Origin of the sequence: Bartonella pachyuromydis (assembly GCF_039543065.1) — a bacterium.
GTDB lineage: Bacteria > Pseudomonadota > Alphaproteobacteria > Rhizobiales > Rhizobiaceae > Bartonella > Bartonella pachyuromydis.
In genome coordinates this window covers 228,600-251,275 of record NZ_BAABJA010000002.1, presented here as the reverse complement: position 1 = coordinate 251,275, position 22,676 = coordinate 228,600, and the positions used below count along the sequence as shown (strand labels likewise).

Genomic DNA, 22,676 nt, shown 5'->3' with positions numbered 1-22,676 from the left:
AGATCTGTAAGTAAAAAGGGGGGGAAACATGGCACTTTCCAAGACAATTGCTCAGGTTACACAAAGGATTTATGAACGTTCTCTACTAACGCGAGAAATTTATTTAAATCATATTGCGAAAGCACAGACCAATCGTCCCAAGCGAAGTTTTTTGGGTTGCGCCAATCAAGCGCATGGTTTTGCTGCTTGTAGTCCAATAGACAAAGAGCGTTTGAAGCGTAATATTGCTGGGAATATTGGTATTATTACTGTATATAATGATATTCTTTCAGCACATCAACCTTTTGAGTCTTTTCCTCGCCTAATTTAAAGAAGCTGCACGCTTAGTGGGTGGTGTTGCACAAGTCGCAGGCGGTGTTCCCGCGATGTGTGATGGTGTAACACAAGGGAATGCGGGGATGGAATTTTCTCTTTTTTCACGAGATGTGATTGCAATGGCTACCGCTATAGGCTTATCATACGATATATTCGATGCCGCACTGTATCTTGGGGTTTGTGATAAAATTATACCTAGTTTAATGATTGGTGCGCTCACATTTGGTCACTTACCGGGAATTTTTATACCAGCTGGCCCCATGACGAGTGGTCAAGGGAATGATGAAAAAGTGAAGATACGCCAGCTTTACGCGGAAAATAAGGTAGATCGTCAAACATTGTTAGAATCAGAAGCACGTTCTTACCATGAACCAGGAACATGTACATTTTATGGGACGGCTAATTCAAATCAGATGATATTGGAGATGATGGGGTTACAGATGCCAGGTAGCTCTTTCATCAATGCGAATACACCATTGCGTGATGCTTTAACAAGGGAAGCTACAAAGCGTGTACTTGAAATGACAGCTCTTAGTGATAATTATAATCCACTTGGTATGATAGTGGATGAGCGTTCTTTTGTGAACGCTATTGTAGGCTTAAATGCAACGGGAGGATCTACCAATCATACGATTCATTTGATTGCTATGGCTGCTGCTTGCGGTATTCGATTAACATGGCATGATATTGCAGAAATTTTGTCAGTTGTCCCTCTTTTAGCACGAATTTACCCCAATGGTGTGGCTGATATCAATTGTTTTCATGCTGCTGGTGGTGTGGGATTTGTTATTCGTGAGCTCATTGAGGCGGGATTAGTGCATGAAGATGTTTGTACAGTTTTTGGTACAGATCTCAATTCTTATGCAATTGAAGTAAAGCTTGATTCTGATGGTCATATAGTCCGTGAGCCTGCTATCAAGGAAAGTGCTCATCATAAAATATTAGCAGGATGGAGAAAACCATTTCAGTCTGAGGGTGGGATTCGTGTTTTATCGGGCAATTTGGGGACAGCTATTATGAAAGTTTCATCTGTTAAGCGTGAGCATTGGCGTATTGAAGCTCCTGTTCTTGTCTTTAATGATCAAGAGGAATTGCAAAAGGCTTTTAAATCTGGGGTATTGAATAACAAAGATTTTATCGCTGTTATTCGTTATCAAGGGCCAAAAGCCAATGGCATGCCAGAACTTCATAAATTAACAACAATTTTAAGTGTTTTACAAGATCAGGGGCAAAAGATCGCATTGGTAACGGACGGTCTCGTATGTCAGGTGCATCAGGAAAAATTCCTGCCGCAATTCATGTGACCCCAGAAGCTTTGGATAATGGTCCTCTTGCGCGTTTGCAAGATGGTAATATTATTTGTCTTGATGCGCATGTGGGAAAGTTAACTCTTTTGGAAGATTTATCAAAATTTAACGCACGCGCAATTGTAACGCCTGATTTTTCAAAGAATGAATACGGTGTTGGGCGTGAGCTTTTTCATGTTTTTCGCAAGTGCGTTAACCGCGCGGATCAAGGGGCATCTGTTCTTATGACATGAATAAAGTACGAAAAGAACGACAGCGATATTTATACAATCAATATTTAAAATTTGGGCACAGGTAAATTATGTGCTCGAGCAGCCGCTTTGAGCGTATTAACCATCAGCATAGCAATTGTCATCGGTCCAACTCCTCCTGGAACAGGGGTGATTGCAGCTGCTTTTTCTTTTATTTCTTCAAAATCAACATCACCAACAAGACGCGTTTTCCCCACACCTTTTTCTGGAGCAGCAATGCGGTTAATGCCGACATCAATTACAACGGCACCTTTTTTAATCCAGTCTTTTTTGATCATTTTTGGGCGCCCTACAGCTGCTACTAAAATATCGGCGCTACGACACACATCATCAAGATCACGGGTACGACTGTGGGCTATTGTTACAGTGGCATTGGCTGCTGTTAAAAGGGCGGCCATAGGTTTTCCGACAATGTTAGAGCGACCAACGACAACAGCATCAAGACCAGATAAGTCTTTTCCACATTGTTGTTCAATCATCATCATGGCGCCAGCTGGTGTACAGGGTATGATAGCATCATCAAGGGCATTGGCTGCTAATTTTCCTATATTGATATAATGAAAACCATCAACATCTTTTTGGTAAGCAACAGCTTGTGTGATACGATCCGTATTGATGTGGGAGGGTAAGGGCAGTTGCACTAAAATGCCATGAATTTTAGGATCGGAATTTAATGTTGTAATAAGTTGAAGGAGTTCTTGTTCTTGCGTTTCTTTGGAAAGCATATGCTTGCTTGAAAAAAAACCACACTCTTCAGCCTTTTTGCTCTTTGATGTCACATATACTTGGCTTGCAGGGTCATCACCAACAATGATAACGGCAATACCAGGTTGTATATTACAGTGATTACGGAGTTTTGTTGTTTCAGCCTTAACCTTTACAATAATCTCTTCAGCGAGTTTTTTTCCGTCAATAATATGATTCATGAGAGAGATCCTTTCGATAGGGCTATTTGTTTTTGTGTAAAGCATTTGCTGACAATACAATAGGGTTTTATAGCAATACTCATATAAGAACTATAAGAATGGTTCGATAGTGTTATATGGATTCTATAGTTTTTAGAAGATTTTAAAATAATTGCTTTGTAAAAAAGCAGCAATATTGCTGTTTGAATAAACTTTGGATAAAAACAAGAAGAATGAAGTTCTCAAATAAGATAGAGCAAAGTTTAATATTATAAGAAGTTTTTTTACAATCATTTAGATTGTTTTTTATCTGTTGCTGGGGTGAAAGTGTAGAGGAATATTGTGCGCGCCAGAATAATAAAATTTTTGAGCGGAATTTTTGTTACCATTACTTTTGTGTTTGGAGTTGGTATTCTCATTTTACCTTATCTTGTGTCTACAGATGTGATCCGTATTCGTTTAGCGCAGGAGTTGAGTGCATGGACAGGCTATAATGTGCAATTGCGAGATCCTCCGCGTTTGAATCTTTTTCCCTATCCTAAAGTATACCTTTCCGGTGTTACTTTAACAGCAAAAATGAATCACATTGTACCATTGATGGAAGCTGAATCCATAGAAGTTGATCTATCTTTGATAGATCTTTTGTGGGGGCATATTTCTTTTTCAGAGACGCGTATTGTACGTCCCCAATTTGTTATGGAAAGACCTATTAAAACAGTAGCAGATTTTTTTGAGAGATTTCCACGCTCACAAGGTGCGTTAGGATTAGCAATACGCAATGCACGTGAAATATTGAAGCATAATCCGGATGATCCAGATATAGACCGCCTTTTGAACCAGCCTTTTGGGCGGATTGCTATTGAGAATGGTGTGCTCGTATATCATGATAGTATCTCCAATATAGCAGAAAAAATAACAGGACTAAATGCGACTTTAGATTGGTCAGAATTGAGCAAAGAAGCTCGGTTTCGTGCAGATGCTCGTTGGCATGGGGAATTAACAAAATTATCTATTGATACCGATCAAGCGTTGCTGCTTTTAGCAGGAGGGAAAAGCCAAGTTAAGGCAAGTCTCAATTCTGTACGTGGTGGTATAACCTTTATAGGACAGGCACAATTGTCTGAATATTATATTTTTGACGGAAAAGTATCGATGCATTCTCCGGGATGGAATCAGACGTTATCTTGGATTGGAGGAAGTCAGTTTTGGGGACATAGGTTAACAGAGCCTATTGTATGGGAATCTCGTTTTTTAGCGCGGCCGATGCACATCCAAATGGATAATGTTACATCTATGATAGGAACAGTAAATGCGCGTGGAGCTTTGGAAATTGATTTTTATGATCGTGTACCAATTATAATGGGATCTTTAGCATTTGATAACCTCGATTTTAATCTCTTAAGAGCAGCGTTTTCTCCCGTTAACAAGAAGAGTCTACTCCTTGATATGACAATTTTTGATCGTATCGGGGTGGATGTAAGGCTTTCTGCACCGCAAGCAAAAATAGGCAATATCACGCTTACCAATTTAGCTGCTGCAATACAAATAAGAAATGGGCATGGTATTTTTGATCTTGGTCATGTAAATATTTTGGGTGGATCCCTGCAAAGCAATATAGAAATTGCACCAGCTGGTGAGAAAGTACGACTTGAAGGACGCGCGACAGGGACTTCAATTGATATGAAAACTGCTTTGGAGGTTTTGGGGATTGTCCCATTTGTACAGAGCAAAACAAACTTTACTATGACAGTACGAACGTTCGCCCGTTCTTGGTCAGAATTTTTTGCAAAAATGCAAGGTGAATTAGCACTGAATATGTCTTCTGGTCGGCTATTAGGATATGATTTAAATGATTTACAAACAAAGCTTTCAAAAAGTGAACAATTTCTTTTAATAGGTAATAATACCCTTTTAACAGCGTTTGATCTTTGGAATATTCAAACCAGCTTTTCTGATGGTACGATAAAGATAACAGAATCATTGATGCGTACAGCAGACTGGAATTTATCGATTTGGGGAATAATTACATCTACTATCATGCAAAATCAGCAGAATGCTTTTACATTACAGGCACAGTTGCGAAAAAGTCATAGTTCAGAAACTCTATGTAGAGATGTCGAGTGTCTTGCTAATAGCCTTGCACAACCTTCTACTTTTTCTCTTAGCTCTCAAGGACAAAAGCACGGTAATTTCTGGATTGTAAAAGATATCGATGCAGATTAACAGCTCGTAGCAAGAGTTTTAGAAAATTTCTAACAAATAGAACATTGTTGTAGAATTTTTAAAGATAAGCTAACCTGCATTTATTGAAACTTTAGAAGAAATACCATAACCATCTTTGCTGATTGTATGATCCTCATCAGCTCCAACGGAGCCAATTCCTACAGTAATGAGAACAAAGGCTAACAGAGTAGTAATAGTAATAATTGTAGCTTTTTTAGCAGTCATATTTTCCCTCCAATCATACAATCAATGATTGAATATAATGATAAACGGTATGTTGTTATAAAATTGTAGATAAACAGAATCGTTTATTGTTCGATTTGTTCCACAACTACCTCATAAAGCTAAAAAATTCTATAATTCTTTCATATGTTATAGCTCTATAGATATAATTTTTTCTTTTTGTTATATGTTTTTTTCATTTTCTCGATAATTATAATGGGTTTTGGTACGATTTTTTATGCGCATAAATTATAAACTTAAAAGATTATTTATCCGACAACCACTTGCTTTGAATGAAGAAATAAAGATAGAGGGGGAGCAAGCTTCTTATCTTGTACGTGTTTTGCGGATGCAAGAAGGAGCGGAAATTTTACTTTTTAATGGACAGGATGGTGAATGGCTTGCTAAACTCATTATGATTAAGAAAAAATTTGTTGTGGCTCAGCTTATCCATCAAGAAAGATTACAAACGACGCATTCGAATCTCATTTACTGCTTTGCTCCAATCAAAAACGCGCGTTTGGATTATATGGTGCAGAAAGCTGTTGAAATGGGGGTATCGACTTTGCAGCCTGTTATAACGCATCACACACAGGTTACGCGTATCAATATGGCGCGCATAGAAGCTAATGTTGTCGAAGCTTCTGAACAGTGTGGCATTTTATCTTTGCCTGAATGTGCAACTGCTGTTTCATTGGCAGAACTTTTAGCAAATTGGAATACAACGCGACCGTTATTTTTTTGTGATGAAGCATGCAAATCCTATAATCCATTACATCTTCTACAAAGGCACGAAATTACAACATCTGGTGTTCTCATCGGACCAGAAGGCGGTTTTAGTGAAAAAGAGCGAGACTTTTTAAAAAAGCACTCTTTTGTAATTCCAATATCTTTGGGACCACGTATTTTACGTGCTGATACTGCTGCTGTTGCTGCTTTAGCTCTTCTTAATGTTACGGTGGGGGATTGGTCAATTAATTGAGAAGCGTGTAAGAATTATTCTAAACGATTCATTTAAATGATGTCACTGATGATAGGATACAATAAGTTATGGCGCTTGATATAAATGATGAGAGTGAAATTGATAACTTAGATTCCTTGGTGAGATATTTCCAAGGGGGATGTAAAGAAGAGCATGATTGGCGTATTGGTACAGAGCATGAAAAATTTCCGTTCTACATAGATGGTTTTAGCCCCGTTCCCTATGAGGGTTCAAGTGGGATTCGTGCACTTCTAGAGGGAATGCAAGAAGCTTTAGGATGGCAACCTATTTTAGATGAGGGGAATATCATTGGGCTTATAGGATCAGTTGGTCAAGGTGCCATTTCTTTAGAACCTGGAGGACAATTTGAATTATCTGGTGCACCACTCAAAACAATTGGTCACACTTATTGTGAGCTCATGGAGCATTTAGTGCTTCTCAAGAAAATTGCAGCACCATTGGGCATTGGTTTTTTGGGAATGGGTGCTAGTCCAAAATGGACCTTAGCACAAACTCCGCGAATGCCTAAATCACGTTATAAGATTATGGCTAATTATATGCCAAAAGTGGGTCATAGTGGTCTTGATATGATGTATCGCACATCGACAGTTCAGGTTAATCTTGATTTTTCATCTGAAACTGATATGCGGCGAAAAATGCAAGTCTCCATGAAGCTACAGTCTGTTGCGACTGCATTATTTGCCAGTTCACCTTTTACAGAAGGGAAGCCAAATGGCTTTTTATCTTGGCGCTCTGAAATTTGGTGCGACACGGATAATCAGAGATCTGGAGTTCTTCCTTTTGTGTTTTCTGAGAATTTTGGTTTTGCTGATTACGTTGAATGGGCACTTGATATACCCATGTATTTTGTTGTGCGGGACAGCCATTATTACGATTGTACACATATAACATTTCGTCAGTTTATGAATGGAGCATTAAGAGGGCAGATTGCAAATTTAGTACCCAATATGGGAGATTGGATTAATCATTTATCGACTTTATTTCCTGAAGTTCGTTTAAAAAGATTTTTAGAAATGAGAGGAGCTGATTGTGGCTCTTGGCAACGTATCTGTGCATTGTCGGCTTTTTGGGTTGGACTTCTTTATGATAGTGAAGCACTAAATGAAGCTGAGGCATTGACAAAAGATTGGTGTTTTGAAGAAGTTTTGGAGGTGCGTGAACGTGTTCCTAAAGAAGGATTAAGAACACCTTTTCGTCAGACCACTATTTTAGAAATAGCCCGTCAAGCTGTTGCTATTTCATACAAAGGCTTAAAAAATCGCAGACAGTATGATGCTGATGGTTTGGATGAGACAATTTTTCTGGATCCTTTAGAAGAAGTGATTGCAATGGGACAGACAGATGCGGATAGGTTTTTGTCTTTTTTTCATTCACTTTGGAGTGGTAGTGTAGAACCTCTATTTTTAGAATGTGCCTATTAAATTTTTAAAGAAAAAGACTGCTTTGCATTTTTAAAGAGATGCGTATTGTTATTACTCATTTATGGCTTCTCTTTAGAGAGGTATTGCATCTGGCTATCAAACCCATTTCCCATCCGAATTCAATGAAAGGGTATAATGTTAACAGTGATTGGGCATTGTCATTTTACTTAATAGATGTAATGGATTGGCACCATTATAATATTACTTCAATAAAAATTGTATATCTGCTTTTAAAATTAATATGGCTCATAAAGAGGCATGAGCTATTTCTTAAACGTCTCTATCAACATAACGATTGTTCATTCGTAATGCATAAGAAGACAATTTTTAAATTTACATAATGTGAATTCAAAGTAAAAAATTAATTATAATAAACTTAGTTTTATTTTTATATTAAAATATAGCATTTATGCCATATTTTATATGATAAATTATGGCATTTGAAATAAAATCATAAGCACAAATTTTTGTGCTAGTAAGAGAGATAAAACCTTTATTATTAGATAAAAGAATATATTTCCCTATTTCTATCTTTTAATACAGTATATCCTGCAAAATATCTGTAAAGCAAAAAGGCACACAATGGCTGTATTTTACGAGTTAGAGGATTGAGTGTTATCATTCTCTCGTATCCGTAATATGCTTCTATCGGTTGATCTCAATAGGAGAATTAGAGTTTTTGTATACTTAAACATTGAACTATGAAAGTCCATTTTACATTTTACTAAAAAAATCTCTGCTAAATTATTCCAATCAGCATCGTATTTAATTACATTAGCTTGGAAAGCCTTAATTATTTTTAAGCTGTTAGATACGAAGGACAGCCTTTTCATCAAAATCAGCAAAATGTCCGCAAAAAAGCAAGCGTTTAAAATAATATTTTTAAATGTCTAGCTCTAAAGGCTTAATTGTCAACACTATTAAATATTTCTCACAGTATTTATTGTTATATTCTTTAGATATAACGAGTTCAATTTCTCTTTTTAATACCATTATGTATCTTTTATCGGTCTTCTAATATCTTATAAAGCATATTATATTAAATGAGGCTATAATTTTAGTATATCCAAATAATACCAATACAGATAACAAAACTTACTTAGGAATCAAAAAATTGAGTTTTTATTTATAATAAACAGAAAAATTTTAAATAAAATGACTATGGTACCAAATGTTGCTTAATTATTTTATATCGATTGTATAGTATGTGCTATTTTATTGATAATTTATTCCAATTTATCTTAAACACTATACACAATATTTATATAATAAATTGATTTATAATGCTAACTTATTGTTTTTCATATTGAATGAAAATTTCCGGATATTATAAAATTTTCTCATTTTAAATCCCCTGATGGTAAAACAATTAAAACCATTTTTTGCATATTGCAAGCGAGATTGATGTGTAGATAAAGCTATTGAAAGAAGGAGTAAAAATGCCTCTTATAAGCCATCTAAATAGGAGGGGTTTCGAAAAATTTGGAGCTAGTAACTAGTAAACAGTATGATTGTACCGGCTTATATCTTGATAATTTTTAAAGAGATCGGTGCCCAATGTCTTTGCATTATACTATTCAAAGGTTACATTTTTGCGGTGGACTTTGGAGCGTTGAGAGATATTTCTTTAAAACCAATGTACGAATGCGCAGCACAACAGCATACTATGGTGCTTTATAAGGGGTGTGATTCCATTAAAAGAACGCGATAAATAAAAGAAAAGGAGTTTTCATCTAAAGCCGAGGAAAGATATATAAAGGTTCTTTCCAATAGAGTGATGGGTATTTTAAAAGAAATGATAATAAAAATAATTTAAAATATTGCGCATAAAATTGGCAAAGATGATGTAGGGATATATGAAGGAAAATAAGCTATAAAATTATCCAACAATTTAGATAGCTTTATGAAAAATTTTGTTTTTTTATAAAACAGAAAAAATGCTCATATTATTTATCTAATCAGTTATACTAGAATTATGTTTTAGTTTTGAGATATAATGTACACTCTATTTAATTCATAAACGTTTATGGATTAAAAGAAGGATAATTTCAATTAATTTTTTATCTTAGTTAAACAGCTATTAGTAGATAAAAATTCCTCTTTTAGCCGATAAATTAAAAAATAATGATTTTGTAAAATATTTGTAAGCTTTATATTTCATTTTCGAATATCAAGCATTGATTTTAAATTGTGCATATTATTCATCTCAAGCATAACAAGAGTGGGCATAAACAATGACATTTAATTTTTTTATTAATCTATTTCTATTTGTTATTTTCTTATTATGGCTTGCACAAAGTAAGAAAATGGAATGGAGCCTCTCACTACGTGTTATGCTAGGGCTTATTCTTGGTTTGATTTTTGGAAGTGTTTTGCAGATTATATATGGAGAAGGTGAAGCCACTTTGTTGAAATCCGTTGAATGGTTTAACATTGTTGGTAATGGCTATATTTTATTACTACAAATGATTGTGATGCCATTGGTTTCTATCTCTGTCGTTTCAGCAGTTGCTCATTTACATTCTGTTTATGCTGTTGGCAAAATGAGTATAATGACAATTTCAATATTGCTTTTTACCACGGCTCTTTCAGCGTTGGTTGGCATTTTAGTCGTTAATGCCTTTGGGTTAACAGCAAGTGGTTTGATCTATGAAGGGCAAAATATTTCTGCTGTTCTCGGGGATCGTATTTCTCAACTTGGAGATATGAATGTTCCAAAGATGATTTTATCTTTGATTCCTAAAAATCCTTTTGCTGAGTTAAGTGGAGCTAAACGTACATCCATTATTAGTATTGTTATTTTTGCATCATTTTTAGGCGCTGCGGCTCTTCTTTTAAAGAAAGATGATCCAGAAAAGGGAGAAAAAGTACTTTTATTTATTCAAGTGACACAAGCTTGGATTATGCGGTTGGTCCGTATTATAATTGCTTTGACGCCTTATGGTATTTTTGCACTGATGACTAAAGTAGGAGCATCTTCGCACGTTTCAGATATTTTAAATTTATTGGTTTTTATTATTGCGTCCTATGTTGGTATTCTTCTTATGTTTGGCATTCATGGTGTGTTGCTTGGCATATCAGGAATTAATCCCTTTCGTTTTTTCAAAAAAGTTTTACCGGTTTTAATATTTGCTTTTAGCAGTCGTTCGAGTGCTGCGAGTATTCCTTTGAATATTGAGGCTCAAACGCAATGGATTGGTGTACCGCAATCAATAGCCAGTTTTGCAGCTTCTTTTGGAGCAACAATTGGACAGAATGGTTGTGCAGGTCTTTATCCAGCAATGCTTGCATCTATGATAGCTCCTTCTATGGGGATTAATCCTCTTGATCCTATGTGGATTGCTACTCTTGTTGGTGTTGTAACCTTGAGTTCTATTGGTGTAGCTGGTGTTGGTGGTGGTGCTATTTTTGCTGCATTAATAGTATTGCCCATTATGGGTCTTCCTGTTTCATTGGTTGCTGTACTTATGTCCATTGAACCTCTCATTGATATGGGGCGTACAGCTCTCAATGTAAGTGATTCAATGTTGGCTGGAACGATAACCAGTCAGATGTTACGGACAACGGATAGAAGCATCTTTGAAAAATAATTTCCGTGTTGAATCTACAGTTTTTTAGACTGTTTTACTAAAACATCAGCAAGAGATATTTGTGCTGATCCTGGCTTTATGGGTTTTTGCTGATTTGGATGAGGAGCCCAACCAGACAGCCAAATGAAAGAAAAATGCGCACGAATGCGGCCATCAGGATCGCTAAATTGCTTTGCATAAATTTCAGCTGCGCGGAGAAAAAAGCGTTTGGATACGGGACGCCGTGAGCGATTGATGAGCGCATTTTGCATGCCCATAGCTTTAAGATCATTGATGAGATCAAACATTGTATTATAGCGTATGGTAACATCTTCAATATCTGCGACGGGCAGAGCAAAACCAACACGCTGTAAAAGAGCACCTATCTCACGAATATCGGCAAAAGGATAGATCCTAGGGCTTGCTCCGCCATAGATTTCCATTTCAGCTTGTAGAAGACACTCACGTAATTCTCTAAGCGTACCAGCTCCTGCCATAACAGCCAGAAATAAGCCATCTGGTTTAAGAATATTTTTTATCTGATTAAGAACGCCAGGGGTATCATTGGTCATTTGTAATGAAAGAAGTGATACAATAAGGTCACAATAATGGGGCGGAAAATCAAGAAACTCTCGAGAACGTAAATGAAATTTTTTGTCATGGCTTTGATAAAGCATATCGGTTTCAACACGTTCTATAAAATGGACTTTTTCAGATTTCAGGAGAGCTTGCGCGGCAAGATCTGTATGGCTGTGTAGATCGAGCGCTAACGTAAAGAGACGATCAATAGTACTAAGGCGCCTAAAGAGATCTTCAGCCATATAGGATAGTAAAAAGTCATGTCCTTTTTTTGCTTTTTGGAAAGCACGTTTACGGAATTGTTCAATGCGGTCGTGATCAAAAATGAAAGGATGCGACATATTGTTAAAGTCTCTCAATTTGTAATGCGTACATTTTGAGAAGGTTCATTTTTGTGCAAGCTCTGTCAAGCTTAGGATGTGAATGAAAAACAAATTTATAAGAAGTAAGAGTTTTTAAAGGAATTAAAGTTAAAAAATGTAAAAGGATTTTTTGTATAGGGAAGCTATAAAAGCCTAAATTAACGATGTTATGCTTGCAAGAAGTGGCTTTAAATGGCGGGGGTTTATTAAGTAAGTTCATTGAGCGCTTGCTCACAGTTTTGTATCCGCCTCTTTGTCCTGGATGTAAGCAAAGAGTTTCTGCTTGTGGTACGATTTGTCCTGAATGTTGGAGAGGGCTCCAATTTATCACAAAACCCTATTGTCCTGTTATGGGAATTCCTTTTGTTTGTGATATGGGGGATGGTTTTCTCAGTGGTGAAGCTCTTAAAAATTCCCATCCTTTTTCGCGTGTTCGTTCAGTTATTGTTCATAAAGGTGTGGCGCAAGCTTTGGTAACGCGGTTGAAATATGGAGATCATGTAGAACTGGCATCTTTCATGGCGAATTGGATGATATCTGCTGGGCGCGAGATTATAGATGATTGTGATGTTATTATTTCCGTTCCTTTGCATTTTCGTCGTTTTTTGAAGAGACGTTATAATCAATCTGCTGAACTTGCTCGTTATATTGCAGGAGCGCGAAAAAAAATTTTTAAGCCTGGCTGGCTTGTGCGTTGTCGACATACCCGTCCTCAGGTGAATTTATCGGCAAGGGAACGAAAACTGAATGTATTGAACGCCTTTGAGGTTCCTGATAAAGTTAAAAAATACTTAAAAGGGCGCTCTATTTTGCTTGTGGATGATGTTTTCACAACAGGTGCAACAGTTACAGCAGCTGCTACAACATTAAAGCGTGCAGGTGCGCGTCAAGTTGATGTATTAACATTCTCGCGTGTACTAAACGAGGCTTCTATTTTTCCTAATTCTTGAGAGAAGCCTTAAACCAAAAAGAGTTTGAAAATATTGGAGAATAACATAATGAAAGAGATCACACTTTATACACGTCCTCATTGCCCTTATTGCACAAGAGCACGAGATTTACTTGATAAAAAAGGAGTAAAATATACAGATATTGATGCTTCAACTTCTCTTCGCCAAGAAATGGTACAGCGAGCCAATGGACGTAACACATTTCCGCAAATTTTTATAGGTGATTATCATGTTGGCGGTTGTGATGATTTGTACACTCTAGAAGAAGAGGGGAAGCTCGATTCTTTGTTGCAAGACGTAGAGAAATTATAACTAATATGCTTTCTGGGTGTTTTTTGCCAGAAGCATATAGTTCACATCCATATCTTTTGAACGATTCCAGCTGTCATTGAATGGATTGTAAGTAATACCGACCTCATCAATAACAGTGAGAGCGTTTTGGGATAGGAAATTTTTAAGCTCTTGAGGTTTTAAGAATTTTTTATAGTCATGGGTTCCTTTGGGAAGCCAACGAAGGATGTATTCAGCGCCTATAATAGCTAATCCCCATGATTTCCATGTGCGGTTGAGTGTCGAAACAAACATCACCCCTTGTGGTTTGAGCATTTTTGCTGTGGCTGTTATGAAGAGATTAACATCAGCCACATGTTCAACAACTTCCATATTGAGGATGATATCAAATTGTTCTCCGTCATTGGCAAGTTCTTCTGCGGTTGTGGTACGATAATCAATGGAAAGACCATTTTGGGCGGCATGAATTTTCGCAACTTCAATGTTTGTATGTGCGGCATCAGCTCCCACAACCATAGCACCAAGACGTGCCATTGGCTCGCATAACAAGCCACCACCACAGCCAATATCAAGAATTCTCAAATTTTCGAAGGGTATAAGTGAAACAGGATCACGATTAAATTCTAAACAGATTTTTTCTCTAAGGTAAGCAAGACGCGTTGGATTAAATTGATGAAGTGGGCGAAATTTCCCTTGTGGATTCCACCATTCCGCAGCAATACGTGAAAAATGTTCAATTTCATTTTGATCAATAGTCGTATGCTTTTTATTTGTCATGTCGCTCTCCTTTCTCTTTTTTATGATTAAGTCAGGTGGATTTCATTTAAAAGTCAAGAGAAATTAATATAAACATAACGAAACTTGCACAAATGATAGATATTCGGTATGTGAAAGGGTAGTTTGCTAATATGGTAGTAAGTCTCTATACTCACTGTTGTTTGAGGTAAGAAATATATAAGGTAAGAGTGTGAGTGATGGCACGCATTGTCATGAAATTTGGTGGAACATCTGTAGCAAATATTGAACGTATTCATAATGTTGCACGGCATGTTAAGAGAGAGGTGGATGCAGGCAATGAGGTTGCGGTTGTGGTATCCGCGATGGCTGGGAAAACCAATGAGCTTGTTCAGTGGACTTGTGAGGCTTCACCAATATATAAAGATGCTTACGAATATGACGTTGTTGTTTCTTCTGGGGAACAGGTAACGGCAGGTTTGTTGGCTCTTACACTTCAAGAAATGGGAGTGAATGCTCGTTCATGGCTTGGTTGGCAAATCCCTATTCGCACCGACAGTGCGCATAGTCGTGCACGTATTACAGATATTGATGGATCTTTTTTAATACAACGTTTTCAGGAAGGTCAGGTAGCCGTTATTGCTGGTTTTCAAGGAATATCTCCAGATAATCGGATTTCTACTTTAGGGCGTGGGGGATCAGATACGAGTGCTGTTGCTATAGCGGCAGCTATACAGGCGAACCGCTGCGATATTTATACAGATGTGGATGGTGTTTATACAACGGATCCGCGTATAGAGCCTAAGGCACGTCGTTTATCAAAAGTTGCTTTTGAAGAAATGCTGGAAATGGCTTCTCTTGGTGCAAAAGTTTTACAGGTTCGTTCTGTTGAATTGGCAATGGTTCATAAAGTCCGTACTTTTGTACGTTCGAGTTTTGAGGATCCCGATGTATTAGATATGGGGGATACAATGAATTCTTCTGGAACACTTATTTGCGATGAGGATGAAATCGTGGAACAACAAAATGTTACTGGTATTGCTTTTGCTAAGGATGAGGCACAAATTTCTCTCCGTCGGCTTGCAGATCGTCCGGGGATCTCTGCAGCAATTTTTGGTCCCTTGGCTGAAGAGCGAATTAATGTCGATATGATTGTGCAAAATATTTCTGAAGATGGCTCAAAAACTGATATGACTTTTACTGTACCATCAGCTGATGTGGACAAAGCCGTTGCTCTTCTTGAAAAAAATCGTAAAGAAATTGGGTTTGATGTTATCCAATTTGAGAGTGATCTTGCCAAGGTCTCTGTTATTGGTATTGGAATGCGCAGTCACGCAGGTGTTGCAGCTACAGCATTTAGGGCTTTGGCTGAAAAAGGTATTAATATTCAGGCAATCACAACCTCAGAGATTAAGATTTCTATTTTGATTGATAGTGCTTATACTGAACTTGCTGTGAGAACATTACATGCTGTTTATGGACTTGATAAGGGATAAGTATTTTTTAGTTCTAAAAAATATGAAATATTCGTGTGTGTAAGACAGTAAAGAGCATATCATTAAATTTCCAAGAGAAGAGAATTAAATACCATCTTTTCAAAATATATATGTTAGATAGGAAATTTTGTGAATGATAAGATGATCCTATAGTTTTGATTTCAGAGGATTATTTGCGCAATTATGAAAAAGAGGGTTAATAAGATGCATTCCACTGGTATTTTGTGTTCTCGCAAAGTTATGTTAAAGAGTTTCATCTGTACCCTCCTAGGTTTAGTTTATTTTTCTCATAAAAAGTGAATAAAAATCTCGAATAAATGTTTGTGCAATAGTTACTCTTAAAGAAATATTTGTCTAATTGGGAAAATGTGTAAAAAATCTCTTCCTCTTTTTTATAATGATTTATTTGCTTTTGTAAATCTTGGATATAGAGCCTTTACGTCCAATACATTAAAAACTTTTCTCCTAGCTTTTTCCTAGTCCTAAATAACGAAGTTTTCTACCACTATAGATTTAATAGACAATCCAATTTTTCTGATTGGTTCCACTTGCTGAGTATCTGTATGGTTCACTTCGTAGGTTTTACAAAAAATTTCTGCTTTGAAGATTCACTGTATTATCTAAAATACTGAATATATAGAGTCTGATATTATTGTTCCAAAGATGATATTTTATAGCACAATAGGATAATTCTCAATCAACCAAAGGGGTGTTCATTCTGTTTTGAAAACCACAGTTGTCCCAATGGCCATGGGTTGAGATACTTAAAAGCTTTATTTATTTTTTCCAATTATCTGCAATGAGCAATTTTCTCTGTCATTATCGTTTTATTGATTCTCTCCATGAGTAGTATTTATCTGCATTTGTTGACTAAGATTTTATCATTTCACGCAGATAAGAATATATTGCGATATGCGGATAATACATTATTTTTATTACATTTCTTTTATAAAATTTATCAGAAATATAGATTTTTAAGGGAAATAAGCCTTTTTCACTTACGTATTACTTTAAATTGAAGAGATAAAACAGGTTTTAAAATTTTTCTTCTTTATCATTACAATAAATTTCAGTGCAATAAATAAACTAAATTACTTTTTAAAAGCGAACATAAAATGCAACTGTTATTGATTTCATTGAGAACTATGAAGAGCTTTTTTATTGCGTTTTATGTAAATGAATCCATATCCAAGACCTGCAAGAGCCGATAAACCAGATCCACAAAGGACACCAATTTTTGCAGAATCAAGCAGGATAATATCCTTAAAAGCAAGCATTGAAACAAAGATGGACATTGTAAAGCCAATTCCTGCTAAAAATCCAATGAGTAAAATACCTGCCCATGTCATCTGAGGAGGAAGGCGACATAACCCTGATTTTACTGCGAGATAACTGGCAGCAACAATCCCACAAGGTTTACCAACAAAGAGACCAATCACCACACCAAGAACAATTAACAGTGACTCATGAGAAGAAAGATCAAAATTTGCAAAACTAACACCAGCATTTGCAAAGGCAAAAATTGGCATAATGGCGTATGCAACCCATGGATGCAATGCTTTTTGAACACGTACTACTGGTGCAATCATATCGCGTTGTCCTTTGCGCATTTTTTTCAATGCAGTTGAAATATGATGCAGATCTGTTTTGGCATTTTTTTCTTGAAGAACTTGCATTGCATTGCTTAACATGGTGAGCGGCGCTACAAGGGTACGGGTAGGAAAAACAGGGGTCATCATGCCTAAAATTACGCCGGCAAGGGATGGATGAACACCTGTTGCCATTAGCCCCCACCAGATGATTGCACCAGGCAGAATATAAAGCCATGCTGATGCAAGGCCAATCCATTGAAAAAAGAGCACTAAAGCAATACCTGCTGCGGCAATAATAAGGCCACTAGGGTCAATATTTGTTGAGTAGAAGAAAGCAATAATAAGAACAGCAATAATATCATCAATAATTGCTAAGGATAAAAGGATGATGTGAAGGTTAGAAGGAATTCTTTTTCCAAGGAGAGCCAGAATGCCTAGCGCAAAGGCAATATCTGTTGCTGTTGGCACAGCCCAACCATGCGTATGCCCCCCATTAAAGTTCAAACTAAAATAAATAACCGCTGGAAGACAAACTCCACCTACTGCTGCGACGATTGGTAGTACTGCTTGTTTAAAGTCGGCAAGGGCACCTTCATGAATTTCACGTCGAATTTCCATTCCTGCGACGAGAAAAAAGATAGTCATAAGAGCATCATTAACCCAAAAATGCAAATCCCACGAGAGGGAAAAACGGCCAAAGCTAAAGCCAAAAGGTGTATGCCAAAAGGCTTCATAAAGAGGAGCATATTGAGAATTGGCAAAAATGAGAGCAGCAGCAGCAGCTAATAAAAGAACAATACCGCTGAGAGCTTCGATATGGAGAAAACGCTCGATAGCAGAAAGTGCTTGGTTGGTAACACGAGAAGCACGATTAGGTAAGCGATTTGAAGATAAATCAGACATGAACAACTCCAATTATCGGCGATTTCACAAATATATATTTTTGCACAAGCTACTCTGTATGATGCTTTTCTGTATCATACAAAAGAAAAAAGAGGAATAAAGCTTTTTAAATTATAGACAACAACATCATGTTGAATGCGAAACATGGTTTTTAATGAGATACTTCATTTTTTACATTGAGATGTACTTTGCTCAAAACTGTGGACAAATTGTTTTGTAAGGCAGATTCAAGATCAGTTATTGTGAGTCCTTTTTTGTCTTTTGCTTGAACTTTTACAACTAAGGTTTGAGGATTTTTAGCAAACTCACCAAAAGCCTTTGAAATTTTTTCTGCTTCGTCATGATTTTTTAGCAATAGTTTTGGAGTTTGTGTCATCATCAGATAGAAATTATCATAGAGTTCTTTTTTGAGATCATGTTTTGTATCACTAAGATTTTGTGCAAGATAAGAAAAAAGCTTATCAATAAAACCAGCATCTGTATAGCTTATATCAATATCCGTAAGACCAAGATTTTGAGAAGCAGCGATCATGAAATCTTTTTGAGCAGAAAAAAGTTTTTCATCAACATTAACAATTTTTGCTACTATTTTTCCAGTTCCGATATTTTCTATGTTGAAAGACATTGCATTAAGAGAGAGCATATGTTTTTTTTCATCATAAGAAACGTCTAATTTTCCTGAGAGATCAAAACGTTCAAGATTTATTTTTTTGAGTAAATTGAGGTCTTTTTCTTCTATTTTTTTAGGTAAAACTGAAAAATTATTAAGAGAAAGAAGAAGTTTTTTGGGTATGGGCTGTTTCCACAGGCTTGGTTTAAATTGGAATGATTCAAGCGTTGCTTTCAACTGTGGTATATCAATGGTGAGGTTATTCATTTCCGCATCAGCTGAGGTAATAGCGAGCAGTGTGTTTAGAAGAATGGCATTTCGTGCTGTTTTTTCAACGTCCTGATTGTTTTCTTTTCTTGCGTTAAGGTAAGCTTTGATCAATTTTTCAGGCGTTTGTTTAAGTGGCTTCATTTTTAGACCAGATGTTTTAAATTGCCCGAGAGAGAAAGAAGCATTTTTTTCTGCTTCTTGAAAGAGATCAACTTTTATCTTACTCAACGAAATGGGGCCTGTAATGGTTTTTCCTTGAGTGAGAACATTGTTTTTCCCCATAATAATAGAATATGCATAATTAATATCAATATCATGCGCTTTTATTGCATCACTTGTAGCGACAAGATGCATCTGTTTATCACCATTTTCCGCTATCGTTGTAAGGTCTATATTTTTGATACCAACAGAACGAATATGGCCCTTTTTTAAATCAGAAAGCTGAAAGCCTTTTATTTCAAATTGTTCAATATTTTTATTGGTATTTTCTACCGAGAACTGTATGTCCGGAGCAATGATTGAGGAAAGTTCGATACGCATAATTGATTGTAAAAGGCGCGATGTGATTGTGTTATCCTTTTCTTTTAAGAAGACACTATTAAGAGAAATTTGAGGAATTTTTACATGAACATCACGATATTTTAAATCAACATTATAAAATGTAAAAGTGCCAGGAATAAAAGAAATAGGAGGACGGGCAGAAAGTGCACCAATTTTAAGTGATATGTCGGAAGGGGTTGGGAGCGTAACATTTGTTAAATTAACTTTGCCGATGATGCTGACATCGGATGTTTCTGCTCTTATAAAGCGACGTGCTATTTCTCGTTTCACAAAATTGTTAAGATAAGGTTTTGCCATATAAAAGCCACCAACAATTATAATTGTTAAGATAGCAAAAAATCCAATAACACAAGTTAGCCAATATCTTAGATTACTGCGATATCCACTATTAAGATTAACCATTATTTCTTCTTTCGCTTTTATCATTTTATGTGAGAATATAAACAAGTTCCTTTAAGCAACGACAAAGGTTCAGACAGAGTATGTACCAAACAGTTATCTCCCTCCACTCTCTTTGTACATGTAGAATCATTCACATCTTTTTAGCAATATGCTTTTATCAGCTGTCACCAAATTTCTTTAATTTCAGCGTTTTATAGAAAAGCCTTCATAATGAGAGAAGAGCAGCTTATGGCGATTGCGATTATGCGTATCATTTAGTTATTTTAAACTGCATCTATGTCAGCTTTTATCTTGCTGCTATTTATAGGAACAGTTAAAAAATAAAAGATATGTTGTTATTCATTGTAATCTAACGGGGAGAGATGGGTGTCATGACAGAAGATCAAATAATGGCGTTTTCTATCATTATTCTCATGATGGTTGTTTTTATTTGGGATAAATTCCGTTATGATCTTGTTGCTATTTGTACATTATTAATTGCTTGTACTGTTGGTCTTGTCAGTCCGAAGGAGGCATTTAGCGGCTTTAGTAATGATATTGTTATTATTGTAGGAAGTGTGTTTGTTGTCAGTACTGCTGTATCGCGTTCTGGTATTATGGAGTTTATTATCCAACGAATATGGCCAGATGTGAAATCAGTGCGCCTTCAATTGACTTTTTTGGTTATTTCGGTAGTATTTTTATCAATGTTTGTGAAAAACATCGGTGCTTTGGCTATCATGCTTCCTATTGCTTTTCAATTTGCTCGCCGTTCTCAAGTTTCACCTTCTGTTTTTTTGATGCCTATGGCATTTGGTTCCTTGTTGGGTGGTCTTATGACACAGATAGGAACTTCTCCCAATGTTGTTATTTCAGCGATGCAAGAGCGTTTAGCGGGGGTTCCTTTTACTATGTTTGATTTTACGCCGGTTGGTGCAGCGGTTGCCACTGTTGGAGTATTATATGTGGTATTTTTTTCTTGGCGTTTACCTGTTCGTGTTCGTTCCGGTGTATCGTTTGATGATGCTATTGATATTCGTAACTATGTTTCAGAAGTACATATTCCCGCAAATTCACCGATTGTAGGAAAAACCATCGTTGATTTGGTTAAGCCATCAGGTGGTGATGTCATGGTGCTTCAAATCATCAGAAACAAAGTATCTATTTCACCACTACCAGATTTTGTTTTGTCTGAAAACGATATTGTTTTGCTGGAAGGTTCGCACACAGGGTTAGATAGTGTGATGAATTCTGCTCGTTTAGAATTTTCTACGGATAGAACTCTTTCTACGGGAGATAAGGACAGTGACATTGATATTATTGAGGCAGTCATCACACATAATTCTCCTCTTATTGGTTTCAGTACAAAAGAGTTTTCACTCTTTGATCGCTATAATGTCAATTTTCTTGCGTTAAGTCGTCAGCATGAAAGGATACGGGGAAGGCTTAGTGATATTGTTTTTCATTTTGGTGATGTGATTGTTTTGCAAGGGCAAGATATGATTATTCCAAATTTGTTACGGGAATTGAAATGTTTGCCCTTAGCCAAACGTAATATTGTGTTTGGTAATTTGCGACATGGTTTTATTTCTTTAGCTATTCTGTTTATAGCGATTATTTTTACAGCTTTTCATATCGTTCCTGTTGCCTTTGCCTTTTTTTCTGCTGCTGCAGCAATGGTTATCTTTCGTGTTTTGCCAGCCCGTGATTTGTATCAAGCATTAGATGGCCAAATATTAGTCTTATTAGCAACTCTTATTCCAGTAAGTGAGGCGCTAGAGAAGACAGGATGTACAGATCTTATAGGGCAATGGCTCAGTGAATTGGCAGTATTTTTTCCACCATCTGGTGCTTTAGCACTTATGCTTGTTACAGCTATGTTGGTAACACCATTTTTGAATAATGCAGCCACAGTCATGATGGTAGCACCAATCGCCTCAAGTTTTGCTCATTCTCTTCATTATAAGCCTGAAGCTTTTCTGATGGCAGTTGCCATTGGTGCAGGGTGTGAGTTTCTTACACCTATTGGACATCAAAGTAATATGCTGGTGATGGCGCCAGGGGGATATCGTTTTAGTGATTACCCACGCTTTGGGGCACCACTAGCGGTCTTGATAGTCATTGTTGCTGTTCCAATGCTGATGTGGATTTGGCCATTACAATGAAATGCTTTTAGAAATTGTAAGTATCAAACACAAAATTTTATCAATCGGATGAAGATTAAGTTGAAACAATATCATGTACATAAAGAGCTTTATGTGAAGTTTAAATCTTTAGTGAACTTCTCTTATGGGCTTCCAATATTTTTTATCTTGGATAACAGAATTTGTTTATCGGGTTATTAGTTTTTTCAAACATGAAAATAAAACAATGTTTTGTTCAGGATTTTGTAAGAGATTGCTTTCCCATTATCATTGTACAATCAAGAGTTTTGAAAAATGTAATAGAACTGTTGCTTTGAAGTTTTTAAAGTGGTCGTATATATAGGGAGGGAGATACAAATAACTCTTGATATAATGGGCGAATATAGAATGATGGTTAAGGTAATCATCATTTCTCTAAAAAATTTAAAGAGGCAAAAAAACGTAATATGAACGAAAAGGCAGTTACAGTATTTTTTATTGAGACCGTTGCAAAAGTCCAAATAATTCGGATAGATATTGTTTTGAGACTCATGGGTGGGAAATTTTAAATTTTTTAGCTAATGAGGGCTATTATCTTTAGTTTATT

Annotated in this window: 14 protein-coding genes and 1 pseudogene; 9 read left to right on the top strand and 6 right to left on the bottom strand. The window is 36.4% G+C overall.

The genetic code is table 11. From position 1 onward, the window contains the following. Positions 1–28: 28 nt before the first annotated feature. A pseudogene (edd, locus tag ABD917_RS02900) lies at positions 29–1,855 on the top strand (phosphogluconate dehydratase). A gap of 44 nt (positions 1,856–1,899) precedes the next feature. Here edd and folD read toward each other — a convergent pair. Beyond that, on the bottom strand, positions 1,900–2,799 hold the full coding sequence (folD, locus tag ABD917_RS02895) for a bifunctional methylenetetrahydrofolate dehydrogenase/methenyltetrahydrofolate cyclohydrolase FolD (protein ID WP_345118596.1): 900 nt from the start codon (positions 2,797–2,799) through the stop codon (positions 1,900–1,902). 321 nt (positions 2,800–3,120) lie between these two features. Here folD and ABD917_RS02890 point away from each other — a divergent pair, with 321 nt between their 5' ends. After that, positions 3,121–5,001: an AsmA family protein gene (locus ABD917_RS02890; RefSeq protein WP_345118594.1), complete on the top strand. Its 1,881-nt coding sequence runs from the start codon at positions 3,121–3,123 to the stop codon at positions 4,999–5,001. Positions 5,002–5,070: 69 nt separating this feature from the next. On the opposite strand, the gene ABD917_RS02885 is transcribed toward ABD917_RS02890, so the two are convergent. Continuing rightward, positions 5,071–5,226 carry a hypothetical protein gene (locus ABD917_RS02885; protein WP_345118593.1) on the bottom strand — a complete coding sequence of 52 codons (156 nt, stop codon included), beginning with the start codon at positions 5,224–5,226 and terminating at the stop codon, positions 5,071–5,073. Between the two features lie 235 nt (positions 5,227–5,461). Between ABD917_RS02885 and ABD917_RS02880 the strand changes: the two genes are divergently transcribed. The 3 genes from ABD917_RS02880 (at position 5,462) to ABD917_RS02870 (ending at position 11,237) form a co-directional block, all read left to right on the top strand. Beyond that, a complete protein-coding gene (locus ABD917_RS02880; protein ID WP_345118592.1) occupies positions 5,462–6,205 on the top strand; it encodes a 16S rRNA (uracil(1498)-N(3))-methyltransferase in 744 nt (247 codons plus the stop codon). A gap of 68 nt (positions 6,206–6,273) precedes the next feature. Further along, positions 6,274–7,647 (top strand): glutamate--cysteine ligase, encoded by a 1,374-nt coding sequence (locus ABD917_RS02875; RefSeq protein WP_345118591.1) that lies wholly within the window; start codon positions 6,274–6,276, stop codon positions 7,645–7,647. Positions 7,648–9,881: 2,234 nt separating this feature from the next. Next, positions 9,882–11,237, top strand: a complete 1,356-nt coding sequence (locus ABD917_RS02870; protein ID WP_345118590.1) for an L-cystine transporter — start codon at positions 9,882–9,884, stop codon at positions 11,235–11,237. A 14-nt stretch (positions 11,238–11,251) separates the two neighbouring features. Here the strand turns inward: ABD917_RS02870 and ABD917_RS02865 are convergent, their stop codons facing one another. Further along, a complete protein-coding gene (locus ABD917_RS02865; RefSeq protein ID WP_345118589.1) occupies positions 11,252–12,136 on the bottom strand; it encodes a methyltransferase domain-containing protein in 885 nt (294 codons plus the stop codon). Between the two features lie 185 nt (positions 12,137–12,321). Here ABD917_RS02865 and ABD917_RS02860 point away from each other — a divergent pair, with 185 nt between their 5' ends. Together ABD917_RS02860 and grxC are read left to right on the top strand one after the other, a co-directional pair. Further along, the gene (locus ABD917_RS02860; RefSeq protein ID WP_345118588.1) at positions 12,322–13,107 is read left to right on the top strand and encodes a ComF family protein; all 786 of its coding nucleotides are present in this window, start codon (positions 12,322–12,324) and stop codon (positions 13,105–13,107) included. 48 nt (positions 13,108–13,155) lie between these two features. Next, positions 13,156–13,419, top strand: coding sequence for a glutaredoxin 3 (grxC, locus tag ABD917_RS02855; RefSeq protein ID WP_345118587.1), 264 nt, complete (start codon positions 13,156–13,158; stop codon positions 13,417–13,419). On the opposite strand, the gene ubiG is transcribed toward grxC, so the two are convergent. Next, positions 13,420–14,175 (bottom strand): bifunctional 2-polyprenyl-6-hydroxyphenol methylase/3-demethylubiquinol 3-O-methyltransferase UbiG, encoded by a 756-nt coding sequence (gene ubiG / locus ABD917_RS02850; protein WP_345118586.1) that lies wholly within the window; start codon positions 14,173–14,175, stop codon positions 13,420–13,422. A gap of 197 nt (positions 14,176–14,372) precedes the next feature. On the opposite strand from ubiG, the gene ABD917_RS02845 reads away from it, so the two are divergent. After that, a complete protein-coding gene (locus ABD917_RS02845; RefSeq protein WP_345118585.1) occupies positions 14,373–15,629 on the top strand; it encodes an aspartate kinase in 1,257 nt (418 codons plus the stop codon). A 1,133-nt stretch (positions 15,630–16,762) separates the two neighbouring features. On the opposite strand, the gene nhaA is transcribed toward ABD917_RS02845, so the two are convergent. Together nhaA and ABD917_RS02835 are read right to left on the bottom strand one after the other, a co-directional pair. After that, a complete protein-coding gene (nhaA, locus tag ABD917_RS02840; protein ID WP_345118584.1) occupies positions 16,763–18,124 on the bottom strand; it encodes a Na+/H+ antiporter NhaA in 1,362 nt (453 codons plus the stop codon). 151 nt (positions 18,125–18,275) lie between these two features. Continuing rightward, a complete protein-coding gene (locus ABD917_RS02835; RefSeq protein ID WP_345118583.1) occupies positions 18,276–19,967 on the bottom strand; it encodes a hypothetical protein in 1,692 nt (563 codons plus the stop codon). 371 nt (positions 19,968–20,338) lie between these two features. On the opposite strand from ABD917_RS02835, the gene ABD917_RS02830 reads away from it, so the two are divergent. Next, complete coding sequence (locus tag ABD917_RS02830) at positions 20,339–22,111, top strand: SLC13 family permease (RefSeq protein ID WP_345118582.1); 1,773 nt, start codon at positions 20,339–20,341, stop codon at positions 22,109–22,111. The last annotated feature ends 565 nt before the right edge of the window (positions 22,112–22,676 follow it).

Bases quoted from the DNA above. Each gene is read 5' to 3' on its own strand.
- folD (WP_345118596.1), bottom strand. From the start codon at position 2,799: ATGAATCATATTATTGACGGAAAAAAACTCGCTGAAGAGATTATTGTA.
- ABD917_RS02885 (WP_345118593.1), bottom strand. From the start codon at position 5,226: ATGACTGCTAAAAAAGCTACAATTATTACTATTACTACTCTGTTAGCC.
- ABD917_RS02880 (WP_345118592.1), top strand. From the start codon at position 5,462: ATGCGCATAAATTATAAACTTAAAAGATTATTTATCCGACAACCACTT.
- ABD917_RS02875 (WP_345118591.1), top strand. From the start codon at position 6,274: ATGGCGCTTGATATAAATGATGAGAGTGAAATTGATAACTTAGATTCC.
- ABD917_RS02870 (WP_345118590.1), top strand. From the start codon at position 9,882: ATGACATTTAATTTTTTTATTAATCTATTTCTATTTGTTATTTTCTTA.
- ABD917_RS02865 (WP_345118589.1), bottom strand. From the start codon at position 12,136: ATGTCGCATCCTTTCATTTTTGATCACGACCGCATTGAACAATTCCGT.
- ABD917_RS02860 (WP_345118588.1), top strand. From the start codon at position 12,322: ATGTTATGCTTGCAAGAAGTGGCTTTAAATGGCGGGGGTTTATTAAGT.
- grxC (WP_345118587.1), top strand. From the start codon at position 13,156: ATGAAAGAGATCACACTTTATACACGTCCTCATTGCCCTTATTGCACA.
- ubiG (WP_345118586.1), bottom strand. From the start codon at position 14,175: ATGACAAATAAAAAGCATACGACTATTGATCAAAATGAAATTGAACAT.
- ABD917_RS02845 (WP_345118585.1), top strand. From the start codon at position 14,373: ATGGCACGCATTGTCATGAAATTTGGTGGAACATCTGTAGCAAATATT.
- nhaA (WP_345118584.1), bottom strand. From the start codon at position 18,124: ATGTCTGATTTATCTTCAAATCGCTTACCTAATCGTGCTTCTCGTGTT.
- ABD917_RS02835 (WP_345118583.1), bottom strand. From the start codon at position 19,967: ATGGTTAATCTTAATAGTGGATATCGCAGTAATCTAAGATATTGGCTA.
- ABD917_RS02830 (WP_345118582.1), top strand. From the start codon at position 20,339: ATGACAGAAGATCAAATAATGGCGTTTTCTATCATTATTCTCATGATG.